We start from the raw sequence: 12626 nt of genomic DNA, 5'->3' as shown, positions 1-12626 counted from the left end.
TCAGCCGGGCTCGCCGCGCCGCTTGCGGTGGACCACCCAGCCGAGATCGATCGCCATGATGACGGCGAACACCGACAGCAGCACGATGCCCCAGACGACACCGTTGACGGCGAACAGCACGGCGCCACCGATCGACAGCAGCACGGCGACGCTCGCCAGCACGATCCGCAGGGTGAGCGCGCTGTAGGCGGGTGCGGCACCGCCGAACCCGGCGGTCGGGTCGTGGTAGTCGGGCAGACCGCGCGCGTAGTCCTCCCGCGTGCGGGGCCCCTCGCGCCGTCGTTCCATGTCCCCGGGTTACCCGCCCCCAAGCTCCCCAATGCCACATTTGTTCCACTGGATGGAGCCAATGCGGCATTCGCTCCATCCAGTGGAGCGAATGCCGCATTGGGGAGCTTGCCCGAGGCGCTCGGCTACTCGTCGAGGTCGCTGGCCACGAGGGCGGCGATCGCGTCGACGGCCGCCTCGGCTCCGTCGCCGTCGGCGGCGATCACCACCTCCTCGCCGTGTCGCGCGCCGAGCGTCATCAGGTTCAGCACGCTGCCCGCGGGCACCGGTTCGCCGCCGTTCCTGGCGATCGTCACCGGCACCGGCTGCGCCGCCGCGGCCTTCGCGACCAGGGCGGCGGGCCGGGCGTGCAGGCCGACCTTGCTCGCCACCGTCACCGTGCGTTGCACCATGTGCTCTTCTCCTCCCACCGGGCGCCGGGCTAGGACTGGGCCGACTCGGCCCGCGTGGTCTCCCGGCCCTCCTTGGCGGCCGCGGGATCCTCCGGTGTCTCGGCGGCGGTGATCTCCTCGTCCTCCTCGCGGCCTGGCGTGCGCAGGTTCCACTTGGTGATCACCCAGCGGAACAGCAGGTAGTAGATCACCGCGTAGACCAGGCCGATCGGGATCAGCAGCCACGCCTTGCTGGCCGCGGGCGCGCCCGCGTTGAGCAGGAAGTCGATGCCACCCGCGGAGAACGAGAACCCGAGGTGGATGTCCAGGGCGTTCACCAGCGCCAGCGACAACCCGGTGAGCACGGCGTGGATCACATACAGCGGCCAGGCCACGAACATGAACGCGAACTCGATCGGCTCGGTCACGCCGGTGAGGAACGACGTCAGCGCGGCGGAGATCATGATGCCGCCGACGATCTTCTTCTGGCTGGGGCGCGCCGTCTGCCAGATCGCCAGCGCCGCCGCGGGCAGGGCGAACATGAAGATCGGGAAGAAGCCGGTCATGAACGCGCCCGCGTTCGGGTCGCCGTCGAAGAAGTTGTTGATGTCACCGCCGTCGAAGATGAGCCAGACGGGCACGTTGATGAGCTGGTGCAGACCGACGGGGATGAGCAGCCGGTTGAGCATGCCGTAGACGCCACCGCCGATGACGGCGTCACTCGTGACCGCTTCGCCCAGCCAGTGCATCGCGTTGTCGATCACGGGGAACACCAGGCCGAACACCACACCGAGCAGCAGCAGCGCGAACGAGTTGACGATCGGCACGAACCGGCGCCCGCCGAAGAACGCGAGGTAGGGCGGCAGCTTGATCCGGTGGAACCGCTGCCACAGCACCGCGGTCACGAGCCCCACCACGACACCGGAGAGCACGCTGTAGGGCCATTTGATCGGTTGCAGGTACCAGCCCTCCGAGAAGCCGTCGAGCTCCTCGATGGGTGCGAACACCTGCACGACCTTGTTGAACACCACGAAACCGACGACGGCGGCCACACCGGTGGAGCCGTCGCCCTTGCGGGCGAAGCCGACCGCGATGCCGACCGCGAACAGCAGCGGCAGCCAGTCGAACAGCCCGCCGCCCGCCGCCGCGAGCACCTTCGCGATGTCCTCGGTCGCCGACCACCGGCCAAGCATGTCGTCCTGGCCGAGCCGCAGCAGCAGGCCCGCCGCGGGGAGCGTGGCGATCGGCAGCATCAGGCTGCGGCCGAAGCGTTGCAGCCCCGCCAAGCGTTTGCCCTTGCCCTTCGATTCCGCCTTCGTCGAGCTCATGGGCGTCCTCCATGTTCCGAAAGCGGGCCGGAATCCGGGGCACTCCGGTCCAGTTGCATGGTCACCTGGTAGCGATCTCCCCGGTACCAGGACGTCATGTCCTCCACGGGTTCTCCGCGCACGCTGGAGATCCTGCGGAAGACGAGTAGCGGGCTGCCGGTGCGCACACCGAGCAGCCGTGCCGTGCCTGCGCCCGCCGACTCCGCCCAGACCGTCTGCCAGGCGGTGTCGAAGCGCAGGCCGTGGCGTTCGGCGAGTTGCGCGTAGAGGGAGTCGGTGAGATCCAGCTCGCCGAGGCCGGGCACCGCCCTCGGGTGGTACCAGCCCTGCTCGACGGCGAGGGGAACGCCGTCGGCGAGGCGCAGCCGGTGCAGGTGCTGGGCGCCCTCCGCGCCGTCGAGCCGCAGCGCCGCCGCGGTGGCCCTCGGCGGGACCCGGCTGCCGCTGCCGAGCACGCGGGAGGCGGGCACGAGTCCGCGGCGGCGCATCTCGGCCGTGAACGACATCAGTGACAGCCGCAGGTCCATCCGCCGCGCGGCGGTGAACGTGCCTTTGCCTCGGACCCTGGTCAGCAGGCCCTCGTCGACCAGCTTGCCGATCGCCGTGCGGACCGTGAGCCGGGAGACGTCGTAGCGCTCGGCGAGTTCGCGCTCGGAGGGAATGGGCGAGCCCGGTGGCAGCTCCCGTTCGGCCATCCGGCACAGGATCTCGCGCAGCTGCGTGTGCTTCGGGGTGGGCCCGTCGATGACGCGGTCGGGGCGCGTGCCTGTCGCCGAGCTCATCGGCACCTCCGTACTCGCGCTCGCCGCGGAAGATTGGTACGTTCCGGTCTAGACCATTTATTGATGGGGCAGAATGCTCCGTTACCCGACCGGGTGTCAACCACCGTTACGAGTTCGTACCCGGACACGACTACACGACCAGGGCAGAGGCGATCAGGAGGCCGCAATGGCGGACGAAAGGCCGGAGCAGATCCTCGCGGCGCTCGGCGGCGCGGACAACGTCATCGAGATCGAGGGCTGCATCACGCGGCTGCGCTGCGAGCTGGAGGACGGTTCACTCGTCGACGAGCCCGCGCTGAAGCGGGCGGGCGCGCACGGCGTGGTCAAGGTCGGCGACGTCGTTCAGGTGATCGTCGGCCCCGAGGCCGACACCATCGCCAGCGACATCCAGGACCTGATGTGACGCTGTCGGTGCAGAGCCCGGTCGCGGGCACCGTGGCGGCGATGGCCGACGTTCCCGATCCCGTGTTCGCGCAGGCCATGGTGGGCCCGGGCATCGCCGTGCAGCCGGCGGGCGGCCGTGCCGACGCCGTGGCCCCCATCGACGGCACGGTCGTCACACTCCACCCCCACGCGTTCGTGGTGGCGGGCGAGGACGGCAGGGCGGTACTGGTGCACCTGGGCATCGACACGGTGAAGCAGAAGGGCACGGGGTTCACGCTGCACGTGGTGCAGGGCGAGTCGGTGCGCGCGGGCCAGCCCGTCGTCGGCTGGGACCCGGACGCCGTGCGCGAGGCGGGATACTCGCCGATCGTGCCGGTGGTGGCGCTCGACGCGCGCCAGGAGGTGCTGGCCCCCGCGGAACCCGGCACGGCGGTGGCGGCGGGCGAGGAGCTGTTCACCTGGCAGGACTGACGGCGGGCGCCACCCCCGGGCGCCCGCCGTCAGAGCATGCTGCGGCGCTCCGCGGGGTCAGGCCGTGACGATCTGGTCCTTCTCCACCTTGACGTTGATGGCGGGCAGCGGTTCGGTGGCGGGGCCGTTCTTCACCTCGCCGGTGAAGGCGTCGAAGATCGAGCCGTGGCACGGGCAGGTCAGGTCGGCGCCCTCCGGCTTCACGGCGCAGCCCTGATGAGTGCACACGGCGCTGAACGCGGCCACCTCGGTGTCCGTCTGCCGGGAGACGATCGCCTCCTGGCCGTCCGGGGTGGTCACCGCCTTGGCGCTGCCGACCGGCACGTCGCCCAGTGCCGCGATCGGCCGGCCGGACGGCGCCGCCGAGCCCGGCGCCTGCGAGGTCGCTCCACTCTGTCCGTTGCCCGCGGCCGAGCCCGGTTCCTCGCTGCCGCAGGCGGCGAGGGCCGCCGATCCCACGGCGGCTCCGGCGACGGCGGCTCCGGTGGTGAGCACGGTGCGGCGGGTGTGTGATTGGGCAGTCATGCCCGAGGACACGAAGCCGCCCTCGGCCGGGTTCAACCCGCCCCGGGAATCGAACCGGGCCGGGTCGTGCCTCGTGTTCACGGGAGTAGCGATTCGCGAGGTGGGCAGGAGGCAACGATGATCGGCTGGCTGTTGCGGGTTCTGGTCGCTGCGGGCCTGCTCGGCTCGGCGTGGGTCCACTGGGTCGTCTGGCTGGACTGGGCGCGCAACACCGACGTGGTGGGTCCGCTGTTCCTGGTTAACGTCGTGGCCGGTGTGGTCATCGCGCTGGCGGTGCTGGCCTGGCGGCACTGGCTGCCCGCGCTGGCGGCCGTCGGGTTCGGCGTGGCCACATTGCTGGCCTACGTGTTGTCGCTGACGGTCGGCTTCTTCGGGGTGCAGGAGCAGTTCGCCACCCAGGAGGAGCTCTGGGGCGTGGTCACCGAGGCCGCGTGCGTGGGGTTCGGGCTCGCCCTGATGGCGGTGAACCGGACGAGCCCCGCGCGACAGAGCGTGCGCGGGTGAACGAGGACGCCGAGCCGGGCTTGATGCGGGCACTGCACGACGAGCACGCGCCCGCGCTGTGGTCGTATGCGCTGCGGCTCACCGGCGGCGACCGGGCCAGGGCCGAGGACGTGGTGCAGGAGACGCTGTTGCGGGCGTGGCGGCATCCGAAGGTGCTCGACCAGTCGCAGCGCTCGGCGCGGGCATGGCTGTTCACCGTCGCCCGCCGGATCGCCATCGACGGCTGGCGCTCGGCGGCGGCGCGCGCCGAGGTGAGCACCGACGCGCCGCCCGAACTAGCCGCGCCCGACGACACCGAGCGTGCCGTGCAGGGCTGGATCGTCGCCGATGCGCTCAGGGAGCTGTCGCCGAGGCATCGCGAGGTGCTGGCGCTGTGCTTCTTCGGCGGGTTGTCCGTGGCCGACGCGGCGGCCCGGCTCGGGGTGGCCGAGGGCACGGTCAAGTCGCGCACGCACTACGCCCTGCGTGCGTTGCGGCTGATTCTGGAGGAGAGGGGTGTGACCCAGTGAACGAGCGAGCCGAGACCGCGGTCGACCCCTTCGCGACGTTCGACGCCGCGTACGTGCTGGGCTCACTGTCCCCGGAGGACCGCGCGGCCTTCGAGCAGCACCTGCGGCACTGCGACGCGTGCGCCCGGTCGGTGCGCGAGCTGGCCGGGCTGCCCGGCCTGCTGGCCCAGGTGGACGACCGCCACCAGCTCGATCCGCCACCGCCACCGCCCGAGCTGCTGCCGCGCCTGCTGGCGCGGGTCCGTGCGCTGCGCAGGCGCAGGCTCGTCGCCGGGGTCGCGGCGGTGGTCGTCGCCGTGGCCGCGTGCGTGGCCGTCGTGCTGGCGGTGGTCCTGCCGCCGGAAGACGGCGTTCGCGGCGGCTCGGCCATGACCCCGCTCGGCGCCTATCCGGTGAGCGCCAGCGTGAACCTCACCGAGGCGGCCTGGGGTACCCGGGTGGACATGTCGTGCAGCTACGAGGGCGGCCGGGGCGGCGACTACGTGCTGGTCGCCGTGCGGCGCGACGGCACGGAGGAGCAGCTGGCGAGCTGGCAGGCGGTACCGCGCAACACCGCCGAGCTGTCCATCGGCACGCCCTTGCGGACCGCCGAGATCGACGCTCTGGAGATCCGGGTCCCCGGCGGCCCCGTGCTGCTCCGGCTCCCGGTGACCGGCTGACCAGCTCCCGCGAGTCCTGCGCTCAGGCCCGCGAGTTCTGCGCTCAGGCCCGCGAGTTCTGCGTTCGGGTGGCTTCCGCCGGCAGGCGCCGCCGCGCCGGGCGGGTGCGGCCAGTCCCGCGCTGCCCACGACGGATGGGCCATTCCGGTGAAGTCGGGGCCCGGCGGGTCGCGAACGGAGCTGTCGCTCCGCTTCGCCGTTGCGCGTTCCGCCGGGCCCGCGCCAGGCTCGGAGCGTGTTCTGGGGACTGCTCATCATCGCCGTCGCCGGTGGGTTCACCGGGTGGGCCGCGAGCCGGGTGCTGCGTCACGCGCGGCGCCCGGCCGCCGTGCCGGTCCGCTGGTGTGCCGCCGGCACGGCGGTGTTGTGGTCAGGGGTCGCCTGGCGCTGGTGGGCGAGCGACATGCCCGGATGGTGGCTGCCCGTGCCGCTCGCCGTCACCGCGCTGGCCGTCCCGCTGACACTGGCCGACCTCGCACATCGCCGCTTGCCCGACGCGCTCACCCTCCCGGCGTATCCGCTGGCGGGCGGGGCGCTCGCCGTGGCAGCCGCCTGCGGGCCTGACGGCACGCTGGCCCTGCGCGCGGCGCTGGCGGCGGTGGTGTTCGCCGGTGTCCACGCCCTGGTGCACACCGTCGCGCCGGCCGCGCTGGGAGCGGGCGACGTGAAGTTGTCGGGCAGCCTCGGTGGCGTGCTCGGCGCGACGGGCTGGCCGGCCCTCGTGATCGCCGCAGGCACGGCGGCGGTGGTCACGCTGGTGCTGGCGGGCGCGGCGGCGCTCCTCCGCGTGGACCGGTGGCGTGGGGGAGCGCCGCATGGGCCCGGGCTCCTGGCGGCCACCTGCCTGGTCGCCGTGTTCCCGCCGATGGCGTCGGGGGTGGATATGGGTAGCTGAAACGCGACCGGTGGCCTCGTGACAGGATCGTGGGCGTGTTGCGCTGGATAACCGCTGGTGAATCGCATGGCCCCGCGCTGGCCGCCATCCTCGAGGGCATGGTGGCCGGGGTCGAGATCACGACCGCCGACCTCGGCGAGCAGCTTGCCCGCAGGCGGCTCGGCTTCGGCCGGAGCCCTCGCATGGGCTTCGAGACCGACCGGGTCGAGTTCGTCGGCGGTGTCCGGCACGGCGTGACGCAGGGCGGCCCCGTCGCGATACAGATCGAGAACGCCGAGTGGCCGAAGTGGGAGAAGGTCATGGCGGCCGATCCGGTCGATCCTGCCGAACTGGAGGGGCTGGCCCGCAACGAGCCGCTCACCCGGCCCCGGCCCGGCCACGCCGACCTGCCCGGCATGCAGAAGTACGGCTTCGACGAGGCGCGGCCCGTCCTGGAACGGGCCAGTGCGCGCGAGACCGCGTCGCGCACGGCGCTGGGCACGGTGGCGCGGGCGTTCCTGCGCCAGCTGCTCGGCGCCGAGGTGGTCAGCCACGTCGTGTCGATCGGCGGCGCGCAGGCACCCGAGGGGCCGCTGCCCGGTCCCGCCGACCTCCCCGCGATCGACGAGAGCCCGGTGCGCGCGTTCGGCGCCGAGGCGACCGACGCGATGGTCGCGGAGGTCGACGCCGTGCGGAAGGCCGGTGACACGGTCGGCGGCGTCATCGAGGTGATCACCTACGGCCTGCCTCCGGGGCTGGGCTCGCACGTGCACTGGGACCGCAGGCTCGACGCCCGGCTCGCCGGGGCTCTGATGGGCGTGCAGGCGATGAAGGGCGTCGAGGTCGGCGACGGCTTCACCACGGCACGCCGCTGGGGCAGCCAGGCCCACGACGAGATCGACCGGGGCGCAGGCCCGAAGGGCGTCACGCGGCGCTCGAACCGTGCCGGTGGCCTGGAGGGCGGCATCACCAACGGCGAGCCGCTGCGGGTGCGCGTGGCGATGAAGCCGATCTCGACGGTGCCCCGCGCGTTGTCCACTGTGGACGTGCAGACGGGTGAGGCCGCGGTCGCGATCCACCAGCGCTCCGACGTGTGCGCGGTGCCGAGGGCCGGCGTGGTGCTGGAGTCGGTGGTGGCCCTGGTGCTGGCCGACGCCGCGCTGGAGAAGTTCGGTGGCGACTCGCTCGCCGAGTCCAAGCGCAATGCCGAGTCCTACCTCGCCGGGCTGGAATCGTGGTGGCAGCGGTAGGACCCCGGCGTGGCCCAGGGTCGCGGCCGCGCGGGACGGGCGGGCGGCTACCGTGAGCGCCATGACCACACGTGGCCCGGTCGTCGTCGTCGGCCCGCCCGGTTCGGGAAAGAGCACCGTGGGCTCGTTGCTGGCCGCCCGGCTCGGCGTGCCGTTCGCCGACGCCGACGCCGAGATCGAGGCGTCGGCAGGCCGCGCCATCTCCGAGATCTTCACCACGGACGGTGAGCCGGCCTTCCGGGAATTGGAGGAGCGCGTCGTCGCGGCGGGCCTGGCCGAGCACACCGGCGTCTACGCGCTGGGCGGTGGCGCCGTGCTGTCCGCGGCCACCAGGGCGTTGCTGCGCGAGCACCTCGTCGTGTTCCTCCACGTCGGGATGGCCGAGGGCGTGCGCCGCACCGGGCTGTCCACCGCCCGCCCCCTGCTGGCCGGGGTGAACCCGCGTGCGACGTACAAGGCGCTGCTCGACGCGCGGCTGCCCGTCTACCGGGACGTGGCGACCGTCGAGGTGGACACCGACGGCCGGAACCCGGAGCAGGTGGTCGCGGCCATCGTCGAGCATCCCGACCTCGGCGGCGTGCGAGAATCGCCGGCCGAGAATACCGATAAGTCCTTTGTGGAGTGATGATGCGTTCACGAGTCCGGCTTGCCGCATTGCTGGCCGGTATCGCCGTGGTGGTGGCCGGATGCGGTTCGGGGCAGCCGCCCGGAACGACCGCTGCGGGCAGCCCGTCCGGTGACACTCGCTCGGCCGTCGACGCCGCGCCCGAGGCCCAGGCCAAGGGCGACGTGCGGATCACGGCCTGTGAGCAGAGCGCCTACACACCGCAGGTCGGCCTCGAGGTCACCAACAGCACCACCGAGCAGTACCGTTACGCCGTCACGATCACGATTTCCAACGCCGCGGGCAAACGCACCGACGCCTACTTCGTCCGGGGCCGGATGCAGCCGGGACAGACGGTTACCGAGACCATTCCGGGCGCCAACCCGGTGCGTGGCCAGCTGACCTGCACGGTCAGCGAGGCCAAGCGGCTGCCGCCGAAGTGAGAGGCACGATGACGACCGAACCCGCCCGCATCCAGGTCGAGACCGCGCAGCCGTACGAGGTGGTGGTCGGCCGCGGCCTGCTGGGTGAGCTCACCGAGGTCGTGCGCGACGCGTCCAAGGTCGCGCTCATCCACCCGCCGACGCTCACCACCACCGCCGAGGCCGTGCGCGCCGAACTGGCCGGAGCCGGTCTCGACGCCCACCGTGTCGAGATCCCCGACGCCGAGGAGGGCAAGGCGCTGCGCGTCGCCGACTTCTGCTGGGACGTCCTCGGCCAGATCGGGCTCGACCGGCGGGGAGCCGTCGTCGCCCTCGGCGGCGGCGCGGTCACCGACCTCGCGGGCTTCGTCGCGGGCACCTGGATGCGCGGCGTCCGGCTGGTGAACGTGCCCACCACGCTGCTCGGCATGGTCGACGCCGCCGTCGGCGGCAAGACCGGCATCAACACCGAGGCAGGCAAGAACCTCGTCGGCGTCTTCCACGAGCCTGCCGCGGTGCTCGTCGACCTGGCCACCCTCGAAACCCTCCCACCGAACGAGCTGGTCGCGGGCATGGCCGAGGTGGTCAAGGCGGGGTTCATCGCCGACCCCCGCATTCTCGAGCTCATCGAGCAGGACTCGGCCGCCGCCGTCGACACGCAGGGCGACGTGCTCGGTGAGCTCGTCCGCCGCTCGATCCAGGTGAAGGCCGACGTCGTCTCCGCCGACCTGCGCGAGTCGAACCTGCGGGAGATCCTCAACTACGGGCACACCCTGGGCCACGCCATCGAGCGGCGCGAGCGCTACCGCTGGCGGCACGGCGCCGCCGTGAGCGTCGGGCTGGTCTTCGCCGCCGAGCTCGGCCGCCTCGCCGGCAGGCTCGACGACGCCACCGCCGACCGGCACGCGCGCGTGCTGCGCTCGCTGGGCCTGCCCACCACCTACGACGCCGACGCGCTGCCGCAGCTGCTCGACGGCATGCGCGCCGACAAGAAGAACCGCGCCGGGACCCTGCGGTTCGTCGTGCTCGACGGCCTCGCCAAGCCGGGCAGGCTGGAAGGCCCCGACCCGGCGTTGCTGGCAGCGGCCTACTCGGCCATCGCCGCCGACGCGGGGCAGAACGGGGGAGTGCTGCTGTGAAGGTGTTCGTGTTCAACGGCCCCAACCTGGGCAGGCTCGGCACCCGGGAGCCCGACGTCTACGGCGCCACGACCCACGACGACCTGGTCCGGCTGTGCGCCGACACCGGTGCGGAGCTGGGCCTCGACGTCGAGGTGCGGCAGACCGACCACGAGGGCGAGCTGGTGGGCTGGCTGCACGAGGCCGCCGACGCCGCCGCGCCCGTCGTCCTCAACGCCGGTGCATGGACGCACTACTCGATCGCCGTGCGCGACGCTGCCGCCCAGCTGCGGGCACCGCTGATCGAGCTGCACATCTCCAACGTGCACAAGCGGGAGCAGTTCCGGCACCACAGCGTGCTCTCCGACGTCGCGACCGGGGTGCTCGTGGGTTTCGGCGTCGACGGCTACCCCCTCGCCTTGCGCTGGCTTGCCCGGAACGCACGGTGACCGGCCTCGCGACACCCCGAGGCGTGCACCCGTTCGGGTGAGCAAGACCGTAGACTGAGCGACGTCCCTGGCCGGGCTCCGTCTCCAGGCCATGGGGGAGGGATGGAGGTCGCTCGCTAGGATGCTCACCCGTCGTCACCATCGGCGGTTCGCCATCGCATCGGTCGCCCTGGCGGGTGCCGTGCTCGCCACGGCGTGCACCGCGGGCAGCGTGCGGCCCCAGGCCGAGGGCAGCGACCCCGCGGTCGCCCGCGAGGAACCCGCACCGCCGGCGCAGCAGCGGGTGTCGCTGGCGACCGACGGCAGACGATCCAGCGGCGGTGTGGTCGCCGAGGGCGGCGCCGACGCGGTCTACAACTACGGGCCCACCGTGATGGTGGACGGCGGCCGCACCCGGATGTGGTGGTGCAGCCAGTACGGCAGCGCCGCGCCGCCCGGCGACGACATCCTCTACGCCACGGCCGCCTCGGCGGACGGCCCTTTCCGCGGACCGGGCGGGGGGATGCCCGTCGCGGTGTTCTCCGGCAACCGGGGCGCCTTCGACGCCGTGCACACCTGCGACCCGTCCGTCATCAGGGTCGACGGCACCTACTACATGTACTACACCGGTGCCGCCGGCGACCATGCGCTCGGCAACGCGATCGGGCTCGCCACCAGCACCGACGGCAGGCACTGGACGAGGCCCGTCGACGGCCCCGTCGTGCGGCCCGCCCACGACACGCGCCGCGACAACACCTATGGCGCGGGCCAGCCTGCCGCCGTCTACCTCGACGGCTGGTTCTACCTGATGTTCACCGACACGACCGGGCGCGCGGCGGGCTGGAACGGCGCAGGCCAGTTCCTGCTGCGCGCCAAGGACCCGGCGTTCTCCTCCGGAGTCGAGGCGCTCGGCCCGCAGGGCTTCGCCGCCGTCCCGGACACCGCCACCGCGAGGACCAACTCGCTGGTCGACGCGTTCAGCGCGGACCTGATGTGGGTCGACGCACTCGACGCCTTCGCCATCGCCCACCAGACCGACGGCGGCACCACCATCACGTTCTGGAACCGGGACTTCTCCGCCACCCCGTACGAGCCGGTGTTCATCCCCGACCGGTGGCAGGAAGGCCCGGGGCTGGTCCGCCAGCCCGACGGCCACGCGCCGGTGTCGGAGACCGACCCGTGCGGAAGGGTGCCGCTCGACGTCATCCACGCCACGGTCATCGGCAGAGCGGACGCGCCGACGGCCCTGCGGCATTTCGGGCTCGACGTCCACGGCGTCGACGGCTGCGGTGATCCGCGGCGGGCGCTCGCCGTGCTCGACGGCTTCGCCATGCCCTCGCCCGTGCGCACGATGGACCTCGTCGTGAACGGCGCGGTGCTGCGGATCGACCGGCGTTCGGTCGCCGAGCACCTGGCCGTCCGCGTGCTCGACGAGCGGCTGCCCGCGCTCGACGGACTGCCCGTGCGGACGCGGCTGCGGCCCAACGCCCAGGCGGTGCAGGCACCCGGGCTCGGCACCGGATTCCTGCTCGACGGGACGCTCTACCCGGTGACGTCGGCGGACGCGGTGGACCGCAACGACTCGGTGGTGCAGCCGGTGAGCCGGGACGAGTGGGAGACCTATCCGGTGGGGCCGACCCTGGGGCGGCGCTTCTGAGGCTGCGGCCGCGCCTCGGGCTCGTCGGCCCGGGTCTCCGCGTCCGGGTCCTGCTCACCGCCCGCGCGCCGCAGGCGAGCGCCCACCAGCAGACCCAACCCGGCCGGCACCAGCACCAGCAGCGCCGTGAACGCGGCGCCGCCGAACAGCGCCGAGCCGAGTTCGCTGATGCCGGTCTGGTCGACGAACACCCCACGGCCGATCACGCTGAGCACCCCCGCCAGCGGCCCGGCGACCAGCGCCGCGATGAACCACGTGCGCCCCGCGTCGGCCAGGCCGAGCCAGGCGTCGAGAGCACTCCACAGCGCCGCCGCGCCCACCAGCACGGCCAGCGCCACGGAGGTGACGAACGTGGTCTCGGTCGGCTGGAACACGGCGATCTTGGCCAGCGCCACCGTGGCGGCGGCGTGCAGCACGGCCATGCCCAGTGCGCGAAGAACCCAGGACGGCAT

18 protein-coding genes are annotated in these 12626 nt (G+C 72.8%); 12 read left to right on the top strand and 6 right to left on the bottom strand.

Annotation, left to right across the window (positions count from 1 at the left end):
- The 4 genes from BAY60_RS32035 to BAY60_RS32020 form a co-directional block, all read right to left on the bottom strand.
- Complete coding sequence (locus tag BAY60_RS32035) at window positions 1-288, bottom strand: DUF6343 family protein (protein ID WP_112285132.1); 288 nt, start codon at window positions 286-288, stop codon at window positions 1-3.
- 125 nt (window positions 289-413) lie between these two features.
- Complete coding sequence (locus tag BAY60_RS32030; RefSeq protein ID WP_112285131.1) at window positions 414-680, bottom strand: HPr family phosphocarrier protein; 267 nt, start codon at window positions 678-680, stop codon at window positions 414-416.
- Window positions 681-709: 29 nt separating this feature from the next.
- Complete coding sequence (locus BAY60_RS32025) at window positions 710-1987, bottom strand: PTS transporter subunit EIIC (protein ID WP_112285130.1); 1278 nt, start codon at window positions 1985-1987, stop codon at window positions 710-712.
- The gene (locus BAY60_RS32020) at window positions 1984-2769 is read right to left on the bottom strand and encodes a GntR family transcriptional regulator (RefSeq protein WP_112285129.1); all 786 of its coding nucleotides are present in this window, start codon (window positions 2767-2769) and stop codon (window positions 1984-1986) included. The genes BAY60_RS32025 and BAY60_RS32020 overlap by 4 nt, the downstream gene beginning before the upstream one ends.
- A 166-nt stretch (window positions 2770-2935) precedes the next feature.
- Here BAY60_RS32020 and BAY60_RS32015 point away from each other — a divergent pair, with 166 nt between their 5' ends.
- Together BAY60_RS32015 and BAY60_RS32010 are read left to right on the top strand one after the other, a co-directional pair.
- Window positions 2936-3172: a PTS sugar transporter subunit IIB gene (locus BAY60_RS32015; protein WP_112285128.1), complete on the top strand. Its 237-nt coding sequence runs from the start codon at window positions 2936-2938 to the stop codon at window positions 3170-3172.
- A complete protein-coding gene (locus BAY60_RS32010; protein WP_112285127.1) occupies window positions 3169-3624 on the top strand; it encodes a PTS sugar transporter subunit IIA in 456 nt (151 codons plus the stop codon). Before BAY60_RS32015 ends, BAY60_RS32010 begins: the two co-directional genes overlap by 4 nt.
- Before the next feature lie 57 nt (window positions 3625-3681).
- Here BAY60_RS32010 and BAY60_RS32005 read toward each other — a convergent pair whose 3' ends face one another.
- Complete coding sequence (locus BAY60_RS32005; RefSeq protein WP_112285600.1) at window positions 3682-4149, bottom strand: Rieske (2Fe-2S) protein; 468 nt, start codon at window positions 4147-4149, stop codon at window positions 3682-3684.
- 117 nt (window positions 4150-4266) lie between these two features.
- On the opposite strand from BAY60_RS32005, the gene BAY60_RS32000 reads away from it, so the two are divergent.
- From BAY60_RS32000 to BAY60_RS31955, 10 genes are all read left to right on the top strand, one after another.
- Window positions 4267-4653, top strand: coding sequence for a hypothetical protein (locus tag BAY60_RS32000; protein ID WP_112285126.1), 387 nt, complete (start codon window positions 4267-4269; stop codon window positions 4651-4653).
- The gene (locus tag BAY60_RS31995) at window positions 4650-5162 is read left to right on the top strand and encodes a sigma-70 family RNA polymerase sigma factor (protein ID WP_112285125.1); all 513 of its coding nucleotides are present in this window, start codon (window positions 4650-4652) and stop codon (window positions 5160-5162) included. The genes BAY60_RS32000 and BAY60_RS31995 overlap by 4 nt, the downstream gene beginning before the upstream one ends.
- Window positions 5159-5821: an anti-sigma factor family protein gene (locus BAY60_RS31990; protein ID WP_112285124.1), complete on the top strand. Its 663-nt coding sequence runs from the start codon at window positions 5159-5161 to the stop codon at window positions 5819-5821. The genes BAY60_RS31995 and BAY60_RS31990 overlap by 4 nt, the downstream gene beginning before the upstream one ends.
- 235 nt (window positions 5822-6056) lie before the next feature.
- Window positions 6057-6716, top strand: a complete 660-nt coding sequence (locus BAY60_RS31985) for a prepilin peptidase (RefSeq protein ID WP_112285123.1) — start codon at window positions 6057-6059, stop codon at window positions 6714-6716.
- A 35-nt stretch (window positions 6717-6751) separates the two neighbouring features.
- Window positions 6752-7945: a chorismate synthase gene (gene aroC, locus BAY60_RS31980; RefSeq protein ID WP_112285599.1), complete on the top strand. Its 1194-nt coding sequence runs from the start codon at window positions 6752-6754 to the stop codon at window positions 7943-7945.
- A gap of 61 nt (window positions 7946-8006) precedes the next feature.
- Entirely contained in the window at window positions 8007-8570 is a 564-nt protein-coding gene (locus BAY60_RS31975; protein ID WP_112285122.1) for a shikimate kinase, read from the top strand.
- A 2-nt stretch (window positions 8571-8572) separates the two neighbouring features.
- Entirely contained in the window at window positions 8573-8992 is a 420-nt protein-coding gene (locus tag BAY60_RS31970; protein ID WP_112285121.1) for a hypothetical protein, read from the top strand.
- 8 nt (window positions 8993-9000) lie between these two features.
- Window positions 9001-10110, top strand: a complete 1110-nt coding sequence (aroB, locus tag BAY60_RS31965) for a 3-dehydroquinate synthase (RefSeq protein WP_112285120.1) — start codon at window positions 9001-9003, stop codon at window positions 10108-10110.
- Window positions 10107-10538 (top strand): type II 3-dehydroquinate dehydratase, encoded by a 432-nt coding sequence (gene aroQ / locus BAY60_RS31960; protein ID WP_112285119.1) that lies wholly within the window; start codon window positions 10107-10109, stop codon window positions 10536-10538. The genes aroB and aroQ overlap by 4 nt, the downstream gene beginning before the upstream one ends.
- A 121-nt stretch (window positions 10539-10659) precedes the next feature.
- Complete coding sequence (locus BAY60_RS31955; RefSeq protein WP_112285118.1) at window positions 10660-12174, top strand: glycoside hydrolase family protein; 1515 nt, start codon at window positions 10660-10662, stop codon at window positions 12172-12174.
- On the opposite strand, the gene BAY60_RS31950 is transcribed toward BAY60_RS31955, so the two are convergent.
- On the bottom strand, window positions 12138-12626 hold the full coding sequence (locus BAY60_RS31950; protein ID WP_170160629.1) for a B-4DMT family transporter: 489 nt from the start codon (window positions 12624-12626) through the stop codon (window positions 12138-12140). The two genes, BAY60_RS31955 and BAY60_RS31950, sit on opposite strands and share 37 nt — an antisense overlap.

Origin of the sequence: Prauserella muralis, assembly GCF_003202285.1 — a bacterium.
Classification (GTDB): Bacteria; Actinomycetota; Actinomycetes; order Mycobacteriales; family Pseudonocardiaceae; genus Prauserella_B; species Prauserella_B muralis.
Note: the sequence above shows the minus strand (reverse complement) of the source record. Positions and strands in the feature narration are given on the sequence as shown.

Coding starts and splice junctions, on each gene's coding strand:
- BAY60_RS32035 (WP_112285132.1), bottom strand. CDS start 288: ATGGAACGACGGCGCGAGGGGCCCCGCACGCGGGAGGACTACGCGCGC.
- BAY60_RS32030 (WP_112285131.1), bottom strand. CDS start 680: ATGGTGCAACGCACGGTGACGGTGGCGAGCAAGGTCGGCCTGCACGCC.
- BAY60_RS32025 (WP_112285130.1), bottom strand. CDS start 1,987: ATGAGCTCGACGAAGGCGGAATCGAAGGGCAAGGGCAAACGCTTGGCG.
- BAY60_RS32020 (WP_112285129.1), bottom strand. CDS start 2,769: ATGAGCTCGGCGACAGGCACGCGCCCCGACCGCGTCATCGACGGGCCC.
- BAY60_RS32015 (WP_112285128.1), top strand. CDS start 2,936: ATGGCGGACGAAAGGCCGGAGCAGATCCTCGCGGCGCTCGGCGGCGCG.
- BAY60_RS32005 (WP_112285600.1), bottom strand. CDS start 4,149: ATGACTGCCCAATCACACACCCGCCGCACCGTGCTCACCACCGGAGCC.
- BAY60_RS32000 (WP_112285126.1), top strand. CDS start 4,267: ATGATCGGCTGGCTGTTGCGGGTTCTGGTCGCTGCGGGCCTGCTCGGC.
- BAY60_RS31975 (WP_112285122.1), top strand. CDS start 8,007: ATGACCACACGTGGCCCGGTCGTCGTCGTCGGCCCGCCCGGTTCGGGA.
- BAY60_RS31970 (WP_112285121.1), top strand. CDS start 8,573: ATGCGTTCACGAGTCCGGCTTGCCGCATTGCTGGCCGGTATCGCCGTG.
- aroB (WP_112285120.1), top strand. CDS start 9,001: ATGACGACCGAACCCGCCCGCATCCAGGTCGAGACCGCGCAGCCGTAC.
- BAY60_RS31955 (WP_112285118.1), top strand. CDS start 10,660: ATGCTCACCCGTCGTCACCATCGGCGGTTCGCCATCGCATCGGTCGCC.
- BAY60_RS31950 (WP_170160629.1), bottom strand. CDS start 12,626: ATGCCGTCCTGGGTTCTTCGCGCACTGGGCATGGCCGTGCTGCACGCC.